The sequence below is a fragment of the Roseomonas genomospecies 6 genome, from assembly GCF_008365375.1.
In the GTDB taxonomy this organism is placed as follows: domain Bacteria; phylum Pseudomonadota; class Alphaproteobacteria; order Azospirillales; family Azospirillaceae; genus Azospirillum.
In genome coordinates, this window is record NZ_QOKW01000002.1 from 191,931 (window position 1) to 210,616 (window position 18,686).

General features: G+C 70.1%; 15 protein-coding genes. 2 read left to right on the plus strand and 13 right to left on the minus strand.

Annotated elements, in window-relative coordinates:
* Positions 1-15: 15 nt before the first annotated feature.
* The gene (locus tag DS843_RS03350) at positions 16-2,115 is read right to left on the minus strand and encodes a protein-disulfide reductase DsbD family protein (RefSeq protein ID WP_149467486.1); all 2,100 of its coding nucleotides are present in this window, start codon (positions 2,113-2,115) and stop codon (positions 16-18) included.
* A gap of 157 nt (positions 2,116-2,272) precedes the next feature.
* Here DS843_RS03350 and DS843_RS03355 point away from each other — a divergent pair, with 157 nt between their 5' ends.
* Together DS843_RS03355 and DS843_RS03360 are read left to right on the plus strand one after the other, a co-directional pair.
* The gene (locus DS843_RS03355) at positions 2,273-2,848 is read left to right on the plus strand and encodes a YqgE/AlgH family protein (protein WP_149467487.1); all 576 of its coding nucleotides are present in this window, start codon (positions 2,273-2,275) and stop codon (positions 2,846-2,848) included.
* A gap of 61 nt (positions 2,849-2,909) precedes the next feature.
* Positions 2,910-3,185, plus strand: coding sequence for a hypothetical protein (locus tag DS843_RS03360; RefSeq protein WP_149467488.1), 276 nt, complete (start codon positions 2,910-2,912; stop codon positions 3,183-3,185).
* Positions 3,186-3,216: 31 nt separating this feature from the next.
* Here the strand turns inward: DS843_RS03360 and DS843_RS03365 are convergent, their stop codons facing one another.
* The 12 genes from DS843_RS03365 to DS843_RS03420 all read right to left on the minus strand — a co-directional run bounded on the left by DS843_RS03365 (position 3,217) and on the right by DS843_RS03420 (position 18,640).
* Positions 3,217-3,420, minus strand: coding sequence for a hypothetical protein (locus DS843_RS03365; RefSeq protein WP_149467489.1), 204 nt, complete (start codon positions 3,418-3,420; stop codon positions 3,217-3,219).
* A 119-nt stretch (positions 3,421-3,539) separates the two neighbouring features.
* Positions 3,540-4,130, minus strand: a complete 591-nt coding sequence (locus tag DS843_RS03370; protein ID WP_149467490.1) for a GNAT family N-acetyltransferase — start codon at positions 4,128-4,130, stop codon at positions 3,540-3,542.
* A 12-nt stretch (positions 4,131-4,142) separates the two neighbouring features.
* Entirely contained in the window at positions 4,143-5,399 is a 1,257-nt protein-coding gene (locus DS843_RS03375) for a M16 family metallopeptidase (protein ID WP_149467491.1), read from the minus strand.
* Entirely contained in the window at positions 5,396-6,808 is a 1,413-nt protein-coding gene (gene thrC, locus DS843_RS03380; protein ID WP_149467492.1) for a threonine synthase, read from the minus strand. The genes DS843_RS03375 and thrC overlap by 4 nt, the downstream gene beginning before the upstream one ends.
* A gap of 381 nt (positions 6,809-7,189) precedes the next feature.
* Positions 7,190-9,592 carry a methyl-accepting chemotaxis protein gene (locus DS843_RS03385; RefSeq protein WP_149467493.1) on the minus strand — a complete coding sequence of 801 codons (2,403 nt, stop codon included), beginning with the start codon at positions 9,590-9,592 and terminating at the stop codon, positions 7,190-7,192.
* Between the two features lie 121 nt (positions 9,593-9,713).
* Positions 9,714-10,934: a GNAT family N-acetyltransferase gene (locus DS843_RS03390; RefSeq protein ID WP_286191911.1), complete on the minus strand. Its 1,221-nt coding sequence runs from the start codon at positions 10,932-10,934 to the stop codon at positions 9,714-9,716.
* Positions 10,931-12,586, minus strand: a complete 1,656-nt coding sequence (locus DS843_RS03395) for an acyl-CoA synthetase (protein ID WP_149467494.1) — start codon at positions 12,584-12,586, stop codon at positions 10,931-10,933. Before DS843_RS03395 ends, DS843_RS03390 begins: the two co-directional genes overlap by 4 nt.
* A 149-nt stretch (positions 12,587-12,735) precedes the next feature.
* On the minus strand, positions 12,736-13,218 hold the full coding sequence (locus DS843_RS03400; protein ID WP_149467495.1) for a YbaK/EbsC family protein: 483 nt from the start codon (positions 13,216-13,218) through the stop codon (positions 12,736-12,738).
* Between the two features lie 6 nt (positions 13,219-13,224).
* The gene (gene proC, locus DS843_RS03405) at positions 13,225-14,052 is read right to left on the minus strand and encodes a pyrroline-5-carboxylate reductase (RefSeq protein ID WP_149467496.1); all 828 of its coding nucleotides are present in this window, start codon (positions 14,050-14,052) and stop codon (positions 13,225-13,227) included.
* 5 nt (positions 14,053-14,057) lie between these two features.
* Positions 14,058-14,561, minus strand: coding sequence for a type III secretion system chaperone family protein (locus tag DS843_RS03410; RefSeq protein ID WP_149467497.1), 504 nt, complete (start codon positions 14,559-14,561; stop codon positions 14,058-14,060).
* A gap of 199 nt (positions 14,562-14,760) precedes the next feature.
* Positions 14,761-15,102 carry an accessory factor UbiK family protein gene (locus DS843_RS03415; RefSeq protein WP_149467498.1) on the minus strand — a complete coding sequence of 114 codons (342 nt, stop codon included), beginning with the start codon at positions 15,100-15,102 and terminating at the stop codon, positions 14,761-14,763.
* Positions 15,103-15,196: 94 nt separating this feature from the next.
* Entirely contained in the window at positions 15,197-18,640 is a 3,444-nt protein-coding gene (locus DS843_RS03420; protein WP_149467499.1) for an AsmA family protein, read from the minus strand.
* Positions 18,641-18,686 lie beyond the last annotated feature (46 nt).

Sequence of the window (18,686 nt, forward strand, 5' to 3'; positions counted from 1 at the left end):
CCGATTTTTTGTGATTCAGCTTTTGAGTTTGCCTGACGCCCGGTCGAGCGCATCCAGAACGGCGCCCTCGGTCAGCAACTCCGGAAGCGCGATGCCTTCCGGAGCCCCCGGACCATAGACGATGTTGAACGGAATGCCATAGCGGCCGTGTCGGGCAAGGTAGCGGGCGATCGCCTCGTCCGGACGGGTCCAGTCGGCGCGCATGGCGGTCACCGTCCCGGCATCCTCCAGCCGTTGCGCGACCGTGCCGCGGTTCAGCACCAGCTTCTTGTTCGCCTGGCAGGTGATGCACCAGTCGGCGGTCACGTCCACGAAGACCGTGCGCCCGGCGGCCACCTGCTCCCGGATCGCCGCCTCGTCGAAGGGAATCCAGCGCGCCGCCGTGCTTTCCGCCACCGGGGCCGCTCCGGCGGAGGGGCCGAAGACCGCGGGAACGGCGAAGGCCACCAGGGCCAGCAGCCCGGCCAGCGCCGTCCCGGCCCAGCGCGCCGACTCCGCCAGACGGCGTCCCAGCCACAAGGCGGCGACCAGCCCACCCATCAGCACCGCGACGGCCAGCGCCGGAACCTCGCCCACCTGGACCACCAGCACCGACAGCAGCCAGAGCGCCGTCAGCGCCAGCGCCGCGCCCAGCACCCGGCGCAGCCCCACCATCCAACGTCCCGGGCGCGGCAGCAGACGCGCGGCGCGCGGGAAGGCGGCAATCAGCAGATAGGGCAGCGCCAGCCCGACGCCGAGGGCGGCGAAGATGGCGAACACCTCCAGCGTTCCGCCCGCCAGCGCGAAGCCGACCGCCGTCCCCAGGAACGGCGCGGAGCAAGGTGTGGCGAGCAGGGTGGCGAAGGCGCCGGTCGCGAATTGCCCGCCCAACCTCTGTCCCTCTGGCCCCTGCCCCACCGGCCCGCCCAGCCGGTCGGCGATGGCGCGCGGCAGCGGAAGCTCGAACAGGCCCCACAGATTGGCGGCGAACAGGGTCACCAGAACGACCATGAAGACGAGGAACAGCGGCTGCTGGAACTGGATGCCCCAGCCGACGGCACCGCCCGCCGCCTTCACCGTGACCAGAGCCCCAGCCAGGATCAGGAAGGAGGTCAGGATGCCCGCCGCCGAGGCCAGGAACCCCGCCCGCACCGCTGCGGGAGCCCTTCCACCGTGCTGCACGATGGACAACAGCTTCAGCGACAACACCGGCAGCACGCAGGGCATCAGGTTCAGGATCAGCCCGCCCAGCAGGGCCACCCCCAGCATGGACAGCAGCCCCGCCGGAGCCGCCCCGGCGCCTCCGCCCAGCCCCGCCGCGGCGGTCGCCGGGGTTTCGACCGACCGGTTGCCGTCCACCACGGTCAGCGTCATCGCCCGTCCGGAAAGGTCCAGTCCGGGCGGCGGATCGGTCGCGTTCATCCGCAGGATCACGCGCCGGTCGCCGTCCCGGAATTGGCTCTTGGGGGCGGCGAAGGTCACCGGCGGCTCGGTCTCCACGAACACGTCCGGCGCGACCATCGGCTCGCGGGCGGTCACCTCCACCTCCAGGGCGGCGCCCTGCCCGCGCACCGCCGTCACCGTCAGGCCCGACGCCCGCCCGTCGCCGGGCACAAGAGCCTGGGCGCGGGCGATGTCGTTGGCGGACGGTCCCGGCGCCGCCGGTCCTTCGGGGATGGACAGGGACAGCGCCACCATCTCCGGCACGCAGATGGTCGAGCAGACCAGCAGTTCCGCCTTCAACGCGAGGTCGAGCGGTTTGCCCGGTTCCGCCGGGGTGGCGGCGATGGGGAACAGCACCTCCGCGTCGTAGCCCGCCGTCTCGAAACCCAGCACGGTGAAGCGGTGCGGCGCCGGGTAGCTCAGCTCCGCACCCTTCAGGTTCCGCGATTCCGACCAGTCCAGCCGGGGCGCGAACCCGGCGTCGCCCGGCGTGCGCCAATAGGTCTTCCAGCCCGGCTCCAGCCGGACTTCCATGCCCAGCGGGACCGTGGCGAGGTCGCCCACCCCCCGCACCGACGCGACGAGCCGCGCCTCCACCGGGCCGGACTTGACCCAGGTACCGGTCTCCGCCCACCCCGTTCCGGGTGCGGCCAAGGCCAGGATGGCGAGCAGGAACGGAACAAACCTTTTCATCGCAGCGACTGTTCTCATATCAAGACGCAGCGGGCCGCCAATCGGCCGCGGCTGTATATGGATGACAAAGCTTGGCCCGTGCTGTCACACTCGGGCGAAGACGGCTGCGGGTGGCCGCCCAACGGTCCGCCCGTCCCCCGACACAAGGATAGCGCCCATGCCGCACCTGACCAAGTCCTCGGACTATCTGACCGGCCAGTTGCTGATCGCCATGCCGGGCATGACGGACCCGCGTTTTCAGCGGACCGTGATCTATATGTGCGCACACAACGAAGACGGCGCCATGGGCCTCGTCGTCAATCGCCTGTTCGGGTCCGTCACTTTCGAGGATTTGCTGGAACAACTCGAGATCGACATCCAGGAGCCAATCGCCAACATGCCCGTCCATTATGGCGGTCCTGTGGAATCCGGGCGGGGGTTCGTGCTGCACTCGACCGACTATGTGCGGGACGGCACGCTGGTGGTGGACGACGAGGTGGCTCTGACCGCGACCATCGACATCCTGCGCGCCATTTCCGAGAATCGCGGGCCACGCCGCAACATCCTGCTGCTGGGCTATGCCGGGTGGGGGCCGGGCCAGTTGGACGCGGAAATCCAGGCGAACGGCTGGCTGAACGTCCCCTGCGACGAGTCGCTCCTCTTCGATCCCGAGTTGGACACCAAATGGGAACGCTCCATCGCCAAGCTCGGCGTCAGCCTCTCCATGCTGTCGGCGGAAGCCGGGCACGCGTAACGGGACTGGAGAAGATCGCCTCCCGGTGGTATCCTACGATGGTACGCAAGCGGAGCCCGCAATGGATGCCGAACTGAAGTCGATCCTGACCGTTCTTCTCGACAAGGTCGAACGCATCGAGTCAACTCTCCCGACCCTCGCCACCAAGGACGACGTGGCAAACCTCGACGCGCGCGTGAGCCGCCTCGAAAAGACCATGAGTGAGTTCGGTGAGGAGCAGCGCCAGATGAAGGAGATGATCGGCGTCCTGCGGATGCGGGAGATCGGCCGTCTCGATGGGCGGATCGATCAGTTGACGCTGGAGGTCGGCCTGGGCCGCAAACCCGCCGCGCTGTAAGCGGCGGGACGTTCACGACACGGACGGCGATTCAAAGCCCCTTGCTGGCGAGCGCCATGGCGAGACCGCGGGCCTGCATCAGCTCGCCGCACCGTTCGACCAGTTTGTTGCCGGCATAGACGGCCCAACCGCTCTGGAAGCCCGACGCCTCGTAGCGCAGATCGACCCGGCGCCCGTCCAGTTCGACGGTGTAGGTCAGGGAATCTTCTTTCGTCCAGATGGGGTTCGACGACATATCCGCCTCTCTCGATGCGAAGGACATGCCGTCAGCCTGCACCCGCCCCGTTAATCGCGGGTTAAGCCGACCAGGGCAAAGCCCAGGGAATTGGGAGCGCCCTACCCAGACCGGATGGGCTATCCCCGCCATTCCTCGCGCAGGATGGCGTAGAGGACATGGTCCCGCCACACCCCGTCGATGCGCAGATAGCCGCGCGCGTAGCCTTCATGGGTGAAGCCGACCTTCTCCAGCAGCCCGCGGCTGGGCGCGTTGGTCGGCAGGCAGGCGGCCTCGACCCGGTGCAATCCCAATTGTCCGAAGGCGAAATCCAGCACCAGACGTGTCGCTCCGGACATGTAGCCGTTGCGCGCGTAAGGCTGCCCCACCCAATAGCCGAGCGTCGCCATCTGGGCCACGCCGCGCCGCAGGTTGGTCAGGCCGAGCCCGCCGACCAGCCGGTCGGTCGCCCGGTCGTAGACGAGGAAGCTGTAGCCCTGGTCGTCGCGCCATTCCTGCGCCTGCCGCCGCAGCCGGCGTCCGAAGGCCGCGCGGGTCAGGGCGTCCGCCGGCCAAGTCGGCTCCCACGGGGTCAGGAAGGCGCGGGACTCCGCCCGCAGATCGGCCCATTCACGCCAGTCCCGCGGCAGCGGTGGACGGATGTAGCAGACCGGCCCGTCGAGCCGGATCGCCGGCGGGCTGATGAGACCGCTGCCGAGCAGGCGGATCATGCCGCCTCTCCCCTACTGAAGCCGCGCGGCGATGCGGTCATACTCCTCGAGCCGGTTGATGGGGCCGAGCGCGGCCAGGGTGGGACGGTTGTCGCGCAGGCGCCGTGCCACGCGGACGATGGACTCGCGGTCGACCGCGCCGATCTTCTGCACGATCTCCTCCACCGGCACCGGGCGGCCATAGACCAGAAGCTGCTGCCCCAATTGCTCGCACCGCGACATGGAGCTTTCCAGAGCCATCAGCGTGCCGGCCCTGAGCTGGGCGGCGGCTCGGGCCACCTCCTCCTCGGTCACGTCCTCGGCCACCTTCATCACCTCGTCGCAGACGACGGGCACCAGTTCCGCCACCTCGTCCTCGCCCGTGCCGGCGTAGATGCCGAACAGGCCCCCGTCGCGGTAGGCGCCGGAGAAGGTGTAGATGGAATAGACCAGACCGCGCTTCTCCCGCACCTCCTGGAAGAGGCGGGAGGACATGCCGCCGCCGAGCAGCGTGGACATCACCGAATGGGCGTAATAGTCCGGATCGTGCACCCCCACCCCGTCGAAGCCCAGGACGAGGTGCATCTGCTCCAGATCCCGCGCCTCGCGGAAGTCGCCGCCGGTGTAGCGCGCGTTCTCGGATTCCGGCGCCGCGCGGGAGGACAGGCCGCCGAAGGCCGACAGGGCCATGTCGACCAGCCGGTCGTGCTCCAGCCGCCCGGCCGCGGCCAGGACGATGCCCGGCGCGCCGTAATGACCGTCGATGTAGTCCACCAGCGCCGGACGCGACAGGGCGCCGACGATCTCCGCCGACCCCAGCACCGGGCGCCCAAGCGCCTGCCCCGGATAGGCGGTGGACTGGAAATGGTCGAAGATGATGTCGTCGGGTGTGTCGACGGACTGCCCGATCTCCTGAAGCACCACCGTGCGCTCCCGCGCCAGCTCCTCCTCGTCGAGGACGGAGTTCTGGAGCATGTCGGCGATGAGGTCGAGCGCCAGCGCCGTATCCTCGTGCAGGACCTTCGCGTAATAGGCCGTCTGCTCGCGGGTGGTGTAGGCGTTCAGTTGGCCGCCGACATTCTCGATCTCTTCGGAGATGCGGAAGGCGGAGCGCCGCTTGGTGCCCTTGAACAGCATATGCTCGACGAGATGCGCCACGCCGTTGATGCTCGGCGCCTCGTTCCGCGTGCCCACCCCGACCCAGCAGCCGAGCGAGACCGACTGCACGTCGGGCATGGTGTCGGTGGCGACGCGCAAGCCGTTCGGCAGCGTGGTCACACGGATGCTCATGCGGCCTCCCGGGCGGCGCGGGCGCGTTCGGCGACGAAGGCCTGGACCGCCGCCATATCGTTTGGCAGTTCGGACAGCCGCTCCTCCCGTTCGTAGAGATCGGCGAGGCGCGGCGGCAGGACCGGGCGGCGGCCCGTGGCCTTCTCCACCGCGTCGGGGAACTTGGCGGGGTGCGCGGTCGCCATCACGACCACCGGCACCGACGGATCGACCGGGGCGGTCATCGCGGAATGGACGCCGACGGCGGTGTGCGGATCGACCTGATAGCCGCCGGTCTTCTCCCAGACCTCCTTGATGACGTCCATGGTGCGCGCATCGTCGGCGCGGCCCGCGGCGAAGATCGCGTGCGCCTCGGCAAGCTGCGCGTCGGTGACGGCGAACCGGCCCTCCGCGCGGAAGCCGTCCATGGCGGCCTGCACGGCGGCGCCGTCGCGTCCCAGCAGGTCGAACAGCAGCCGCTCGAAGTTTGAGGAGATCTGGATGTCCATGCTGGGACTCAATGTGGGCACGACCGGAGCCGCCGACATGGTGCCGCTGGCAAAAAAGCGGGCCAGGATGTCGTTGGCGTTGGAGCCCACGATCAGCCGCTCCACCGGCAGGCCCATCGCCCGCGCGCCGTAGGCGGCGTAGACGTTGCCGAAGTTGCCGGTGGGCACGGTGAAGGCCACCTTGCGGTCCGGCGCGCCCAGCGCCACCGCGGCGACGAAGTAATAGACGATCTGGGCCATGATGCGCGCCCAGTTGATCGAGTTCACCGCCGACAGGCCAATCTTGTCACGGAAGGCCATGTCGTTGAACATCGCCTTCACCAGATCCTGGCAGTCGTCGAAGGTGCCGTGCAGCGCGATGTTGTGCACGTTGTCCGACAGGACGCTGGTCATCTGGCGGCGCTGCACCTCGGATGTGCGGCCCTTCGGGTGCAGGATGAAGATATCCACGTTCTGCCGGTCGCGGCACGCCTCGATGGCGGCGGAGCCGGTGTCGCCCGAGGTGGCGCCGACGATGGTCACCCGCTCCCCGCGCTTGGCCAGCACATGGTCGAACAGGCGGCCCAGAAGCTGCAGCGCCACGTCCTTGAAGGCGAGCGTCGGGCCGTGGAAGAGCTCCATCACCCAGGTGCGCTCGTCGATCTGCACCAGCGGCGTCACCGCGGCGTGGTCGAAGCCGGCGTAGGCGTCCGTCACGATGGCGCGGAAATCGTCCTCGGCGATGGCGCCGCCCAGGAAGGGCAGCATGACGCGCGCGGCGATCTCGCTGTAGGGAAGGCCGCGCATCGCCCGGATCTCGTCCGCCGAGAACTGCGGCCAGCTTTCCGGCACATAAAGGCCGCCGTCACGCGCCAGACCGGCCAGAAGGACTTCTTCGAAACCCAGGACCGGGGCCTGGCCCCGCGTGCTGACGTACTTCAACGCACACTCTCCGACGCCTGAAGGTGGCCGACGCTGTGGCGGGCCGGCGACTCTTGTGGAACGGGCATAGTTAGCGCCCTCCCACACGCCGTGCAAGCGGCGGGTTCCGGGTGCGTTACATTCCGACCTCACTCTCCCCGGAGGAGGGTTTCGCGATAGGCCCGCCCGAGGGGTGTGGCGGAGCATTTTGGGGGCGTTGCGGGGGTGGAGGCGAGTGGCGTGGCGCCATGCGGACGGAGTCCTCCCTCACGCTGGCGCCAATACGCCGGCCGCACGGCGCAGGTTGTAGGCGCAGCAGACGCAGCACCACCTCAAGGGCCGCCCAGTCCACCACCCCCGCCCCCCGGCAAACCGCGGCCAGACCGTCAGGCGGTCAGGCGGTCAGGCGGTGCGCACCTTGTTCAGGAAGCCCTGCACCTCGGACCGGAGATGCTCGGCCTGCCGGGTCAGCGTGCGGCTGGCGTCCAGAACGGCGTCGGCGGCGCCACCGGTCTTGGTGGCGGCGTTGGTCACCTCGGCGATGTGGTGCATCACCTCCTGCGTGCCCTCGGCGGCCTGGTTGACGTTCTGGGCGATTTCGCGGGTGGCGAGTCCCTGCTGCTCCATGGCGCGGGCGATTTCGGTCACGGTGCCGCTGATGGTGCCGACCGCGTCGGAGATGGTGCGGATGGCCCCCACCGCCCCGCCGGTCGCCGCCTGCATCTGCGCCACCTGGGTGGAGATCTCCTCCGTCGCCTTGGCGGTCTGCCCGGCGAGGTTCTTCACCTCCGTCGCCACCACGGCGAATCCCTTGCCGGCCTCGCCTGCGCGCGCCGCCTCGATGGTGGCGTTCAGCGCCAGCAGGTTGGTCTGTTCGGCGATCTCGCCGATCAGGTCCACCACCTGCCCGATGCGCTGGGCGGCCTCGGCCAGACCTTCGACGATGCCGTTGGTCTCCGTCGCCTTGGCGGCGGCGCCCACCGCCACCTGCGAGCTGTCGTTGAGCCGGCGGGAAATCTCCGCGATGGAGGAGGACAGCTCCTCCGCCGCCGCGGCGACGGTCTGCACGTTGCTGGACGCCTGTTCCGACGCCGCGGCGACGGCGCTGGACTTCGCGGTCGTCAGGGCGGCGTCGGACGACATCTCCTGCGCGTCGCGGCCCAGATTGCCGGCGGACTCGGTCAGCGACAGGACGACGCCCGACACCGCCTGCTCGAAGCCGTTGGCGAATTCGTTCATGGTGCGGCGGCGGTCGGCGTCGATCTGCCGGCGCATCTCCTCCCGCTCGCCCTCCATGCGCTGCATCTCCAGGGCGTTCTCCTTGAAGACGCTCAGCGCGTCGGCGATGGCGCGCAGCTCGTCCTTGCGGTCGCTGCCGGGGATGTCCACCGTCAGGTCGCCCTCGGCCAGCCGGCCCATGGCCTTGGTCATGGCGTGCATCGGGTGGGTGATGGCGCGGTCGATGATCCAGGCCATGACGATGCCCAGAGCCAGCGCGATGGCGGCGCCGATGGCGATGATGATCTCGGCCCCGCTGCGCCCGTTCTCACGGTCGTCGCGCTGGATGGAAACGAGGCGGGCCACCTGCTCGCTGACGTCGCCCGCGGCCTTGGCCATGGACATCGACGCGGCACGCTGATTGTCGCTGGCGGCGACCAGAGCGGCGAACTCCTTGTCGAACGCCTGGGCGGCTTCGGTGATGGCGGCGATCAGCGCGCGGCCCTCCGCATCCACCAGAACCGCGCCGGCCTGCCTGGCGAGCGACAGGGTCTGCGTCACCGCCGAGGCCACCGCCGCGCGCGCGTCCTCCCCGCCGGCCAGGATGAAATCGCGCTGCCCCAGCATGGCGGACTGCGCGCCCTGGATCAGGCGCATGGCGATGCTGCGCAGCAGAACGGCCTCGTTCACCTCGCTCTGGGCGAAGTTGGCGGCCTCCTGGAGCGCGCTGGAGACCATCGACTGGTTCTCCTGCATCTCATGGGCGAGATCCTGGATCTGGCGGGCGTTGCGGTCGAGCGCCTGGATGCGCGCGCCGCTCACCTCTCCCGCGCCGTCGGCGCGGAGCTGTTCGAAGGCGGTGCGGTAGGTGTTGACGGTGGTGACGATGCGCCCGGCCAGCTCCTCGTCGTTCGTGCCGACCAGGTCCTTCTCGATGGCTTCCGCGTTCGCCAGCAGGGCCGCGATGGCCGCCCCGGCGGCTTCCATCGTGGCAGGGTTGCGGGTGTGCGCGACGTCGGCCTGCAGGCGCCGCGCCTCCAGAACCATCTCGATCAGCCGGTCGGCCCGGTCCGAGGTGTCGCGGCTCTGCCGCACGGCGTGCTCGGCGTCCTTCAGGCTGACCATGTTCTGATCGTAGCGGTCGGACTGCTGCTTGCCGATCTTTTCCGCGATGTCCCGCAGGGCGTGGGCGCGGGTCTCCATGCTCCGGGTGCGGGCGCGGGCTTCCTTGTCCTGGGCGACGAAGTTGGCGAAGGCGCCGCGGTAGCCGGCGATTCCCGCCAGGATCTCGTCCAGCAGACGGATGCTGCCGGCGTCTTCCAGCGCGGCCCGCGTGCCCTGCGCCTCATCGCGCAGACGGTCCAGCATGCCGGGAACGTTGTCGGCGGCCTTCGAGTCGCGTTCGGTGACGAAGCGGGCTTCCTCGATCCGCACGGTTTTCAGACGGGCGTCCAGTTCGGCGGTGTGCGCCGCCAGATCGACACGCCCGGCATAGGTGCGCAGGCTGTTCCACCCAACGAACGCCACCGCAACCGTCATCAGAAGGACCGCTGCAAAACCGAGCGCAATCCGCGTTCCAATCGTCATGAAATCGGGCTCCCCCGCCTCATACGGCCTTATGCACTGACCGTCGTCATGCCTTCGTCTCTAAGGGATACAGCATAAAGGGTTAATTTCTGGTTTGACAAACACGACTGGTAACACCGCTTCAGAACCGGTCCGGCATCCACGGCACCGGTCCGGAGAACATCAACGATGCCAACGCCATAGCGGCATCGCCGCCGCGCAGAAGCCCAACCTGACGGAGAACACCCGGACCCTTGTTCCCGCTGTAGAGGGTGGCCAAGGTCCCAACCGACAGGGAAAGCACCGTTCCGACCGCCGATTTACCGGACTCTTCTCCCCCCGCCATGGGCGTCACGGTGGCCTTTCCTCCGGACAGGCGTAGCCGGAAGCGGCCGGAATTGCCGGAAATCAGGCTATCCGCGACATCCAGGATCAGTTCCCCCGCAATCCCCGGTGGGTACCCGCGGGCCTCCAAGGCGCGTCGGACGTCCAGGATTCGCAGCAGCCACTCGTCCCTCGCGTCCGTCCGCGGACCGGTGTCCGGGGCCAGCAGGGCCAGCGGGTCGTCCGGCCCGCCGCGCCAGGACACGCGGTCCACCTGCGCCCGGTAGCCGGCCAGGAAGCTCTGAGCCAGCCGCACCGCGCGCGGGCTGAGCAGGCAGAGGTCGGCCACCGTCAGCGCGCGCTTGGCCGGCGGCGCGACCGCGATGTAACCCTCCGGTCCGCCCGGTCCGTCCAGGGTGTAGACGTCCGACGGGACGCCGTCCGGACAGAGCGCGAAGCTCCACAGCCCCTCGTTGCGTTCCACCAGACCGTTGGCGGAGGCGAACAGGCTGCGGCGAAGTGCCGCAAGATGACTGGCGTCCGCGGCGTCGGTTCGGCGGACCCATCCGTCCCCTGGCGGCGGCCCCGCGGCGAGGGAGGCCGGCGGCGCGCTCCAGTCGAAGGACACCCCGCCCCGCCCGAATCCCAGGCGGGTGTAGAGAGGCAAGGTCGCGGGGTAGAGCACGGACAGCGCCGCCCCGGCGGTCCGCGCCTCCTCCAGAACGCCGCGCATGAGCGCGCTGCCGTAGCCGCGCCCGCGCTCCGCGGGATCGACGGCGACCGCCGCCACGCCGCAGGCCGGCACCGGGCGTCCGCCGAACCATTGGTCCATCGGCCAGACGGCGGCGCAGGCGACGACCTGCCCGGCCCGGCCCGTTTCCGGTCCGGCGCGCAGGCCCCGCATCACATCCGGTCCAAACAGCTCCACGGACCGGTCGAAATACGCGCGGGGAATGCCGAAGCCCTGGCGGACCAGAGCCGCGGCGTCCGCCCGCTCCTCCGGCAACAGGGGGCCGAAGCCCCCGGCCACAGCCGTCACGCCTTCGTCCCGTTCAGCGCGCGGGCCTGATCGCGAAGCACGTATTTCTGGATCTTGCCGGTCGAGGTCTTCGGCAGCGCGGTGAAGACGACGGTCCGCGGGCACTTGAAATGCGCCAGATGTTCGCGGCAGTAGGCGATCACCTCCGCCTCGGTCAGTTGCTTGCCCTCCTTCAGCGTGACGAAGGCGCAGGGCGTCTCGCCCCACTTCTCGTCCGGGCGGGCGACCACGGCGGCCTCCACGATGTCCGGATGCTTGTAGAGGACCGATTCGACCTCGATGGTCGAGATGTTCTCGCCGCCGGAGATGATGATGTCCTTCGACCGGTCCTTCAGCTCGATGTAGCCGTCCGGATGCCAGACGCCCAGATCGCCGGTGTGGAACCAGCCGCCGGAAAAGGCCTCCTGCGTGGCCCGCGGATTCTTCAGGTAACCCTTCATGACGGTGTTGCCGCGCATGAAGATCTCGCCCATCGTCACGCCGTCCTTGCGGGTCGGCTGGAGCGTGTTGGGGTCGGCGACCATCAGCCCTTCCAGCGTGGCGTAGTTCACGCCCTGCCGCGCCTTCAGCGCCGCGCGCTCGTCCAGCGGCAGGTCGTTCCAGTGCTCGTGCCAGGCGCAGATGGTGACCGGGCCGTAGACCTCCGTCAGGCCATAGACGTGGGTGACGTCGAAGCCCAACCGCTCGATCTTCTCGATCACCGCGGCGGGCGGGGCGGCACCGGCGGTCATCATCTTCACGCCGGTGGGGATCTCGCGCTTCTGGTCCTCCGGCGCGTTGACGATCAGGCCCATGATGATGGGCGCGCCGCACATGTGGGTGACGCCCAGGTCGGCCAGCGCGTCGTAGATGCCCTTGGCGGAGATGGCGCGCAGGCAGACGTTGGTGCCGGCCATGGCGGTGACCGTCCAGGGGAAGCACCAGCCGTTGCAGTGGAACATCGGCAGGGTCCACAGATACACCGGATGGTGCGGCATCGCCCAGGTCAGGACGTTGCCCATGGCGTTCAGATAGGCCCCGCGGTGGTGGTAGACGACGCCCTTCGGATTGCCGGTGGTGCCGCTGGTGTAGTTCAGCGCAATGGCCTGCCACTCGTTCGCCGGCATCGGCCACTCGTAGGCCGGGTCGCCGGTCTCCAGGAACTGTTCGTAGGTCTGCTCGCCGATCAGCTCGCCACCCTTGGCCTGCGGGTCGTCGATGTCGATGACGATGGGGCGGCGCTTCGGCTCCAGCATGTGGACGGCCTTGGAGATGACGCCGGAGAACTCCCGGTCGGTCAGCAGGACCTTGGCCTCGCCATGCTCCAGGATGAAGGCCAGGGCCTCCGCGTCCAGGCGGATGTTCAGGGCGTTCAGGACGCCGCCGGTCATCGGCACGCCGAAATGGGCCTCGAAGGATTCCGGCGTGTTGGGGGCCATCACCGCGACCGTGTCGCCCGGCCCGATGCCCCGCTTCGCCAGGGCCGAGGCGAGGCGCACGCAGCGCTCATAGGTTTCCGCCCAGGTGCGGCGGACCGGGCCGTGGATCACGGCGATGCGCTGCGGATAGACGGCGGCGGTGCGGCGGAGGAACGAGAGCGGCGACAGCGGCACCGCGTTGGCGGCGTTCTGGTCGAGGTCGGTCTCGTACGGGTTGTGCCGGGCGTCGGTCACGGGGTCCTCCCAATGCGTCTCTGTTCAAGAACTCGTTGGGGAGAGTCTTGCCAGAGAATCCAGAGGGTTGGAAGGGGGGTGCCCCGGCGATGCGCCGTCATGCCGCGCTGCGGCATCCTGCCCGGTTGACCGGCCTTTCCGGGTCCCGGTCAGCCTTTTCGGATGGTCTCGACCCGCCCGCCGGTCATGCTGACGAGCTGCGCCGGGGTCAGGCGGAAGACCGCGTTTGGAGTGCCCGCGGCGGCCCAGATGGCGTCCAGCGCCAGCAGATCGGCGTCGATCAGCACCAGCGGCGGCACGGCGTAACCGATGGGCGGCACCCCGCCGATGGCGAAGCCGGTGTTCTCCCGAACGAAGTCCGGATCGGCCCGCTCGATCTTCTCGCCGATCAGCCGGCCCACTGCCTTCTCGTCCACCCGGTTGGCCCCGCTGGCCACCACCAGCACCGGACGGCCGCTGTCTTTCGCACGGAAGATCAAGGACTTGGCAATCTGCGCCACGGTGCAGCCGATGGCGTTGGCGGCGTCTTCCGACGTGCGGGTGCTGCCCTCATGCTCCACCACGGCGTGGCCGTGGCCGAAGCCGTCCAGAAGCTCCTGGACCCGCTGGGCGGAGGGGCTGAGGGTGCCCACGGCGCGCTACTTCGCCAGCTCGCGGGAGCGGTTCGCGGCGGCGGCGACGGCGCGGTCGAACAGCGGCTGAATCCCGTCCTCGGCCATCAGCACGTCCAGCGCGGCCTGGGTGGTGCCGTTGGGGCTGGTCACCGCCTTGCGCAGGTCGGCGGCGGCGGTTGGAGACTGGTGGAGCAACTCGCCCGCCCCTGCAACCGTGGCCCGCGCCAGACGCATGGCAAGATCGGCGGGCAATCCGGCGGCCTCACCGGCCTTCGCCATGGCCTCCACCATCAGGAAGACGTAGGCGGGGCCGCTGCCGGACACGGCGGTCACCGGGTCCAGGAGCGACTCGTCATCGACCCAGGCGACGTCGCCCACCGCGCGCAGCAGCGAATCGCACAGCGTCTTCTGCGCCCCGGTCACCACCGGGTTGCCGACGGCGACGGTCATTCCGCGCCCGATGGCGGCGGGGGTGTTGGGCATGGAGCGGACGATGGCCGCCCCCTCCCCCAGCGCGGATTCGAAGGAGGCGATGGTCTTGCCGGCGGCGACGGACAGGAACACCGTGCCGGGGCGGACCAGCGCCCGGTAGGCCGGAAGGACCGAGTCCATCACCTGCGGCTTCACCGCCAGGACCACCACGTCGGGCACGAAGGTGGAGGGGACGGCGTCCGGCGCGCTCGCCAGGAAGACGGCGGGGTTGCCGCGCAGGGATTCCGGCAGGCCCGCCGGCTCGACCACGGCGACGCTGGACGCGATGCCGGCCTTCAGCCAGCCGTCGAGCATCGCGCCGCCCATCTTGCCGCAGCCGGCCAGAAGCAATGCGCAACCCTGCGCCCGACCTTCAGCCATGACGGTCATGCCTCACCGGCGGTGTCCAGGATGGCGGCCGAGACCGCCTCCGACGCCGACTTGCCGCCCCAGATCACGAACTGGAAGGCGGGATAGAAGCGCTCACACTCCGACAGGGCGATCTCCACGAGGTCTTCCAACTGCTCCACCGTCGCGCCGCGCGAGCCGCGCAGCAGCATGGTCTGGCGGAACATCGGGGTGTACTCCTCCGCGCAGACGTCGAAATGGCCCAGCCACATGCGCGCGTTCACCTCCGCCAGAAGATCGTTGACGGAGGAGCGGCGCGCCGCCGGGACCTTCATGTCGAACTGGCAGGAGAACTGCATCGCGCTGACGTCGGACTGCCAGACGAAATAGAGCCGGTAATCGCACCAGCGTCCGCCGATCTCGACGATGAGTTCATCCTCGCCGGCCCGCTCGAAGGGCCATTCGTTGGCGGTGACGATCTCCTCGACGATGTCCAGGGGATTGTGCGCGGAAGAGGGGGTGTCGACGGCAACAGCCGACATGTCGGCGTCCTCCTGTAAAGGCGCGGTGGACGGAACCGCCCCGGGGCCGGTCCGCCTTCGCGCAAGAAGGGGAGCCCCGAGATGTTGTGGCTGGCAGCCGGATGGGTACCACCTGACGCACCGTGCCAAAAGGGTCTGGCCGGCGCAACTGGTTTTCGGCGGTGCATCCGTGAAGGAACGGAGGGGTGACGTGGCCGGATCAGACCGGCCCCATGCCCCCTCCGGCAATGGGGCCGACCGCGGGAGCGGCGGCGGGGGCGTCCGGCGCCGGCTTGGGCTCGTGCCCGGCTTTCAGGCCGGCCACCGTGGCCTCCAGCGCGGCGAGCCGCTCGGCCATGGCTTCCTGCTCCTCGCGGGCCTTCGCGGCCATGGCGCGGACGGCCTCGTATTCCTCGCGGCTCACCACGTCCATCCGCGACAGAACGCGCTCGAACTGCTGGCGCATCTGCGCCTCAGCTTCCTCGCGCAGGGACGACAGCGCGCCGAGCGCGCCGCCCGCGACGCGGGCCAGATCGTCCAGAATCTTATTGTCCACCTGCATCGACTCAAAATCCGCTTCTTGTCTGCCGCATTATGGGACCCGACCCACAGAACTTCAACGGGCTTGGACGCGATGCGTCACGGGACCACCCCTCTCAACGCCGCAACCCGTCGATCAGTCCCTTCAAAAGCGCGTCGGGCTTCGGGGTTCCCCCGCCGCCGCCCGGAAGCGGCAGATCCTTGGGCACGACCCTGTTCAGAAGCCCCTCGGCGGCGCGGCGGGCGAAATACTCCTGCACCTCCTGCATCTCGAAGGAACGGGTCGGCTTGTCCAGCGGGCCGGTCAGGCGGACGGTCAGCGGCGGCAGCGCCTGATCGGACTGGACGGTCAGGCGGACGCGCATGTCGATGGTCTGCGCCGGCAGGTCGACCTGCCCCGCCGCCGTCCCCTCGCCCAGGTCGGAGGTCAGGCGCATGTCCTCCGTCCGCGCCACGCCCTTGTCGATGGCGAAGCTGCCGTCCAGACGGGCGAAGCGGGTCTCGCCGCCCTGAAGCCCGCCCATCACCGCGCCGAGAAGCTCCTGCGGGCGCTCCAGCCTGGTCAGCCGGTCGCGCAGGGCACCCAGGTCGAAACCGCGGAGCAGGCCGTCGCGGGCGTTGATCCGGCCATGGCCGGACAGCGCCCTCAGCATGGCGTCGCCGCCAGCCCCGCTGGTGGACAGGTTGGCCTCGGCGTCCAGAACACCCCCGGCGATCTCCAGCGCCCCTCCGCCCAAGCCGCTGCCCACCGCCTCGGCGAGCTTGGCCTTGGACAGGGTGACGGTGGCCTCCGCGGTCGGCGTCCGGTCGCCCGGAGCGGCCAGCCGCCCGGTGGCGCCGAGATGGCCGCCCATCAGGCCGCCGTCGAACCGCTCCACCGTCAGCACCCCATTCATCACGGTGGCGCGCAGGGCTGGATTCTCGATCCGCGTCCCGCCTTTCACCAGCGCCGAGGAGGTCAGAACCAGACGCCCGTCGAAGCGGCGCAGCCAGCCGAACTCCGCCGTACCGGCGGCGGCGGGCGCGGTGGGGGATGCCGCGTCCGCCGTGGTGGCGGGTGGCGGGGCGGCGGGTGGTGGGGCGGCGGGACGGGAGGCCGCGGCGGGGAGCGCCGCCAGACGGTCCAGTTCCAGGTCGCCGGTCTGAAGTTCGGCCTCCACGCGCGGCTTGCCGCCGTTCAGATCGGCGCCGGCCTTTCCCTTGACCGTGACGCCGGCCAGAACGCCCTGGATGTTGCCCAGCGTGAAGGCCTTCCGCGTCCCCGCCAGCTCCGTGTAGAGGTCCATCTGCCCAAAGGAACCGGAGACCGCATCATCGGCGAACAAACTGGCGAGCCGGGCTATCTCCGGGTGCTTGGCGCGCAGTTTCAGGTCGGCGGAGACGTCCTTCTCGACGTTCAGCAGCGCGCCCCCGGCCTCCAGCGAGCCGCCCGCCGCGTCGAGCCCAAGCTCGACCGCCAGACGCTCGGCGTCGCCGGACAGGCGGGCCTGGGCCTTCACCGCGCCCAACCGCCCCGGCGCCGGTGCGCCTTCCGGCCAGGGAACGGCGCGAGCCAGCCCTTCCAGGCTGGCGGCCTCGGCGTTCAGAGTCAGGTGCGCGCCGCGCAACGGCTCCAGACCGGCGATCTGCCCGTCCAGACGGAGCTTCATCCCGGCGGCGTCCTCCACCTTCGCTTCCTTGATTGACAGGGCACCGCCCGCGGCGGTGGCGTCCAGCCGCAGCCCGTGGACCGGCGTGTTGCGCACGGTCAATTGCCCCACCGACAGTTCGAGATTCGCGTCCACGCCGGCCAACAGCCGGGCCGGCGTCATCGGCGGACGTCCGTTGCGCGCGGGCGCCGGGGCCATGGCGGTCCCCGCCGGAGCGGTGGCTGGAGCGGCGGGCGCCGCCTGGGTATCCGCGTTGCCGGCCGGTTGGGGCAGATAGGCGTCGAGATTCAGCCGGTCGAGGTCGAGCCGCGCGCCGAAGGCGGGCCGTCCGCGGTCGACATAGGCGACGGCGCCGGTCAGGCGGCTGGCGTCCACCCGCAAGTCCAGCCCGTTCACGTCCACCCGTCCGGGCCGCCCCTGAACCTGCGCGGCGACCGAGGCGCGGCGCAGCCGGTCCGCGGGCACGGCGCGCACGTCCACCTTCAGCCATTCCAGCAGGGCGCGCAGATTGTCGGCGTTGGCCTCCATCCGCAGGTTGAGGTTCGGCTGGCCGTTGGCCGCGGCCAGTTCGCCCGCCGCCACGATGTCGGACCCGCCGGGCAGCAGGGCGCTGAACCGGTCGATGTTCAGCGTGCCGCCGGACAGGCTGGCCTCGACACGCCCCTGGCGGACCACGCCGCCGTTGTAGGTGATGCCGTCCACCGCGAGGTCGAGCTTGGCGTCGAACGCGTCCGGCAGGGCGAATGTGCCGCCACCGGCTGCGGGCGTGGGCGCGCCGTTCGGCGGCTGGACACCCTTGGCCGCGGTGCCGTTGCGCGGCGGCGCCGGCGGGGTTGAGGATTCCGCACCGGACCTGCCTCCGGAACCGGCGCGGTCCAGCCAGGCGTCGAGGTCGAGCCGGTTGAGGGCCAGCGTCACCTCCGCCCGGGCGGGGGTGCCGGTGCGCAGCGTCGCTGTGCCGGTGGCGCGCGTGTCGCCGAGTTGCCCTTCCAGATTGGTGAAGCTGGCTCCCGCCGGGGACGCTTCGACCGCCGTGCGGATGCCGAAGGGCTGGGCGAGCAGCGCGTCGGTTCCCTTGCCCTCGCCGTTCGCCGAACCGCCGCGGACGAGAGCCAGCGCGCGGGCCAGATCGCTGCCCTCGGCGCGCAGGTCGCCCTGGGCGCGCGATCCGCCGTTGCCCGGCGGGTTGGTGACGATTCCGGCGAAGCGCAGCGTGGCGTCGGTGTCGGCCATGGACAGCGAGGCCCGGACCTGGACCGCGGCGCCGTCGATCAGGCGGCTGACGAACATCTCCCCGCGCAGCGGCACGCCGCGCGCGCGGAAGCTGCCCTGCCCCTGGAACGGACCGGTGAAGCTGCCGGCGACGATCCGCGCGTCGAGCCGGTCGATGACCTCCGATTGCCCGGTGCGGGCGTCGCGGTACAGGATCGTGCCGTTCTCCACCGTCACCTGATCGAAGCTGACCGCGGAGGCCAGCCCATCGCCGGACCCGCCCGAGCCGTCCGCCGGACGCCCGGCACCGGCGGGCGACAGGTCCCAGTTGAGGCGTCCGTCCGGCAGCGTTTCGAAGAGGAAGGTGGGGTCGATCAGCCGGATGCTCTGCACCTGGATGTGGCCGCCGAGCAGCGGGCCGAGCGCGACGCGGACGTCCAGCTCCTTCAGGCGGGCCATGTCCTCCTCCGACCCGCCGGGCGCGTTGGCCAGCCGCGCGTCGCGCACCGTCAACGCCGGGGCCGGCAGCAGCGACAGGCCGATGTCGCCCTTCAGCTCCACCTTGCGGCCCGTGGCGGCGGACACCCTCTCCGCGATCTGGGCCTTGTAGGCGTTCCAATCGATCACGCTGGGCACGATGAGCACCGCAGCCACGAGAAGGCCGACGAGAACCAGAGCAGCGATCAGGAATTTCTTCACCGGTTGACCCGCCTTCCCCACCGTTCGGCTGTTGAGTCGCCGTATC

What these genes read in the sequence shown, in the direction of transcription:
- proC (WP_149467496.1), bottom strand. Translation starts at nt 14,052, where the DNA reads ATGGCTGAAGGTCGGGCGCAGGGTTGCGCATTGCTTCTGGCCGGCTGC.
- DS843_RS03355 (WP_149467487.1), top strand. Translation starts at nt 2,273, where the DNA reads ATGCCGCACCTGACCAAGTCCTCGGACTATCTGACCGGCCAGTTGCTG.
- DS843_RS03385 (WP_149467493.1), bottom strand. Translation starts at nt 9,592, where the DNA reads ATGACGATTGGAACGCGGATTGCGCTCGGTTTTGCAGCGGTCCTTCTG.
- DS843_RS03365 (WP_149467489.1), bottom strand. Translation starts at nt 3,420, where the DNA reads ATGTCGTCGAACCCCATCTGGACGAAAGAAGATTCCCTGACCTACACC.
- DS843_RS03360 (WP_149467488.1), top strand. Translation starts at nt 2,910, where the DNA reads ATGGATGCCGAACTGAAGTCGATCCTGACCGTTCTTCTCGACAAGGTC.
- DS843_RS03410 (WP_149467497.1), bottom strand. Translation starts at nt 14,561, where the DNA reads ATGTCGGCTGTTGCCGTCGACACCCCCTCTTCCGCGCACAATCCCCTG.
- DS843_RS03370 (WP_149467490.1), bottom strand. Translation starts at nt 4,130, where the DNA reads ATGATCCGCCTGCTCGGCAGCGGTCTCATCAGCCCGCCGGCGATCCGG.
- DS843_RS03415 (WP_149467498.1), bottom strand. Translation starts at nt 15,102, where the DNA reads ATGCAGGTGGACAATAAGATTCTGGACGATCTGGCCCGCGTCGCGGGC.
- DS843_RS03375 (WP_149467491.1), bottom strand. Translation starts at nt 5,399, where the DNA reads ATGAGCATCCGTGTGACCACGCTGCCGAACGGCTTGCGCGTCGCCACC.
- DS843_RS03350 (WP_149467486.1), bottom strand. Translation starts at nt 2,115, where the DNA reads ATGAAAAGGTTTGTTCCGTTCCTGCTCGCCATCCTGGCCTTGGCCGCA.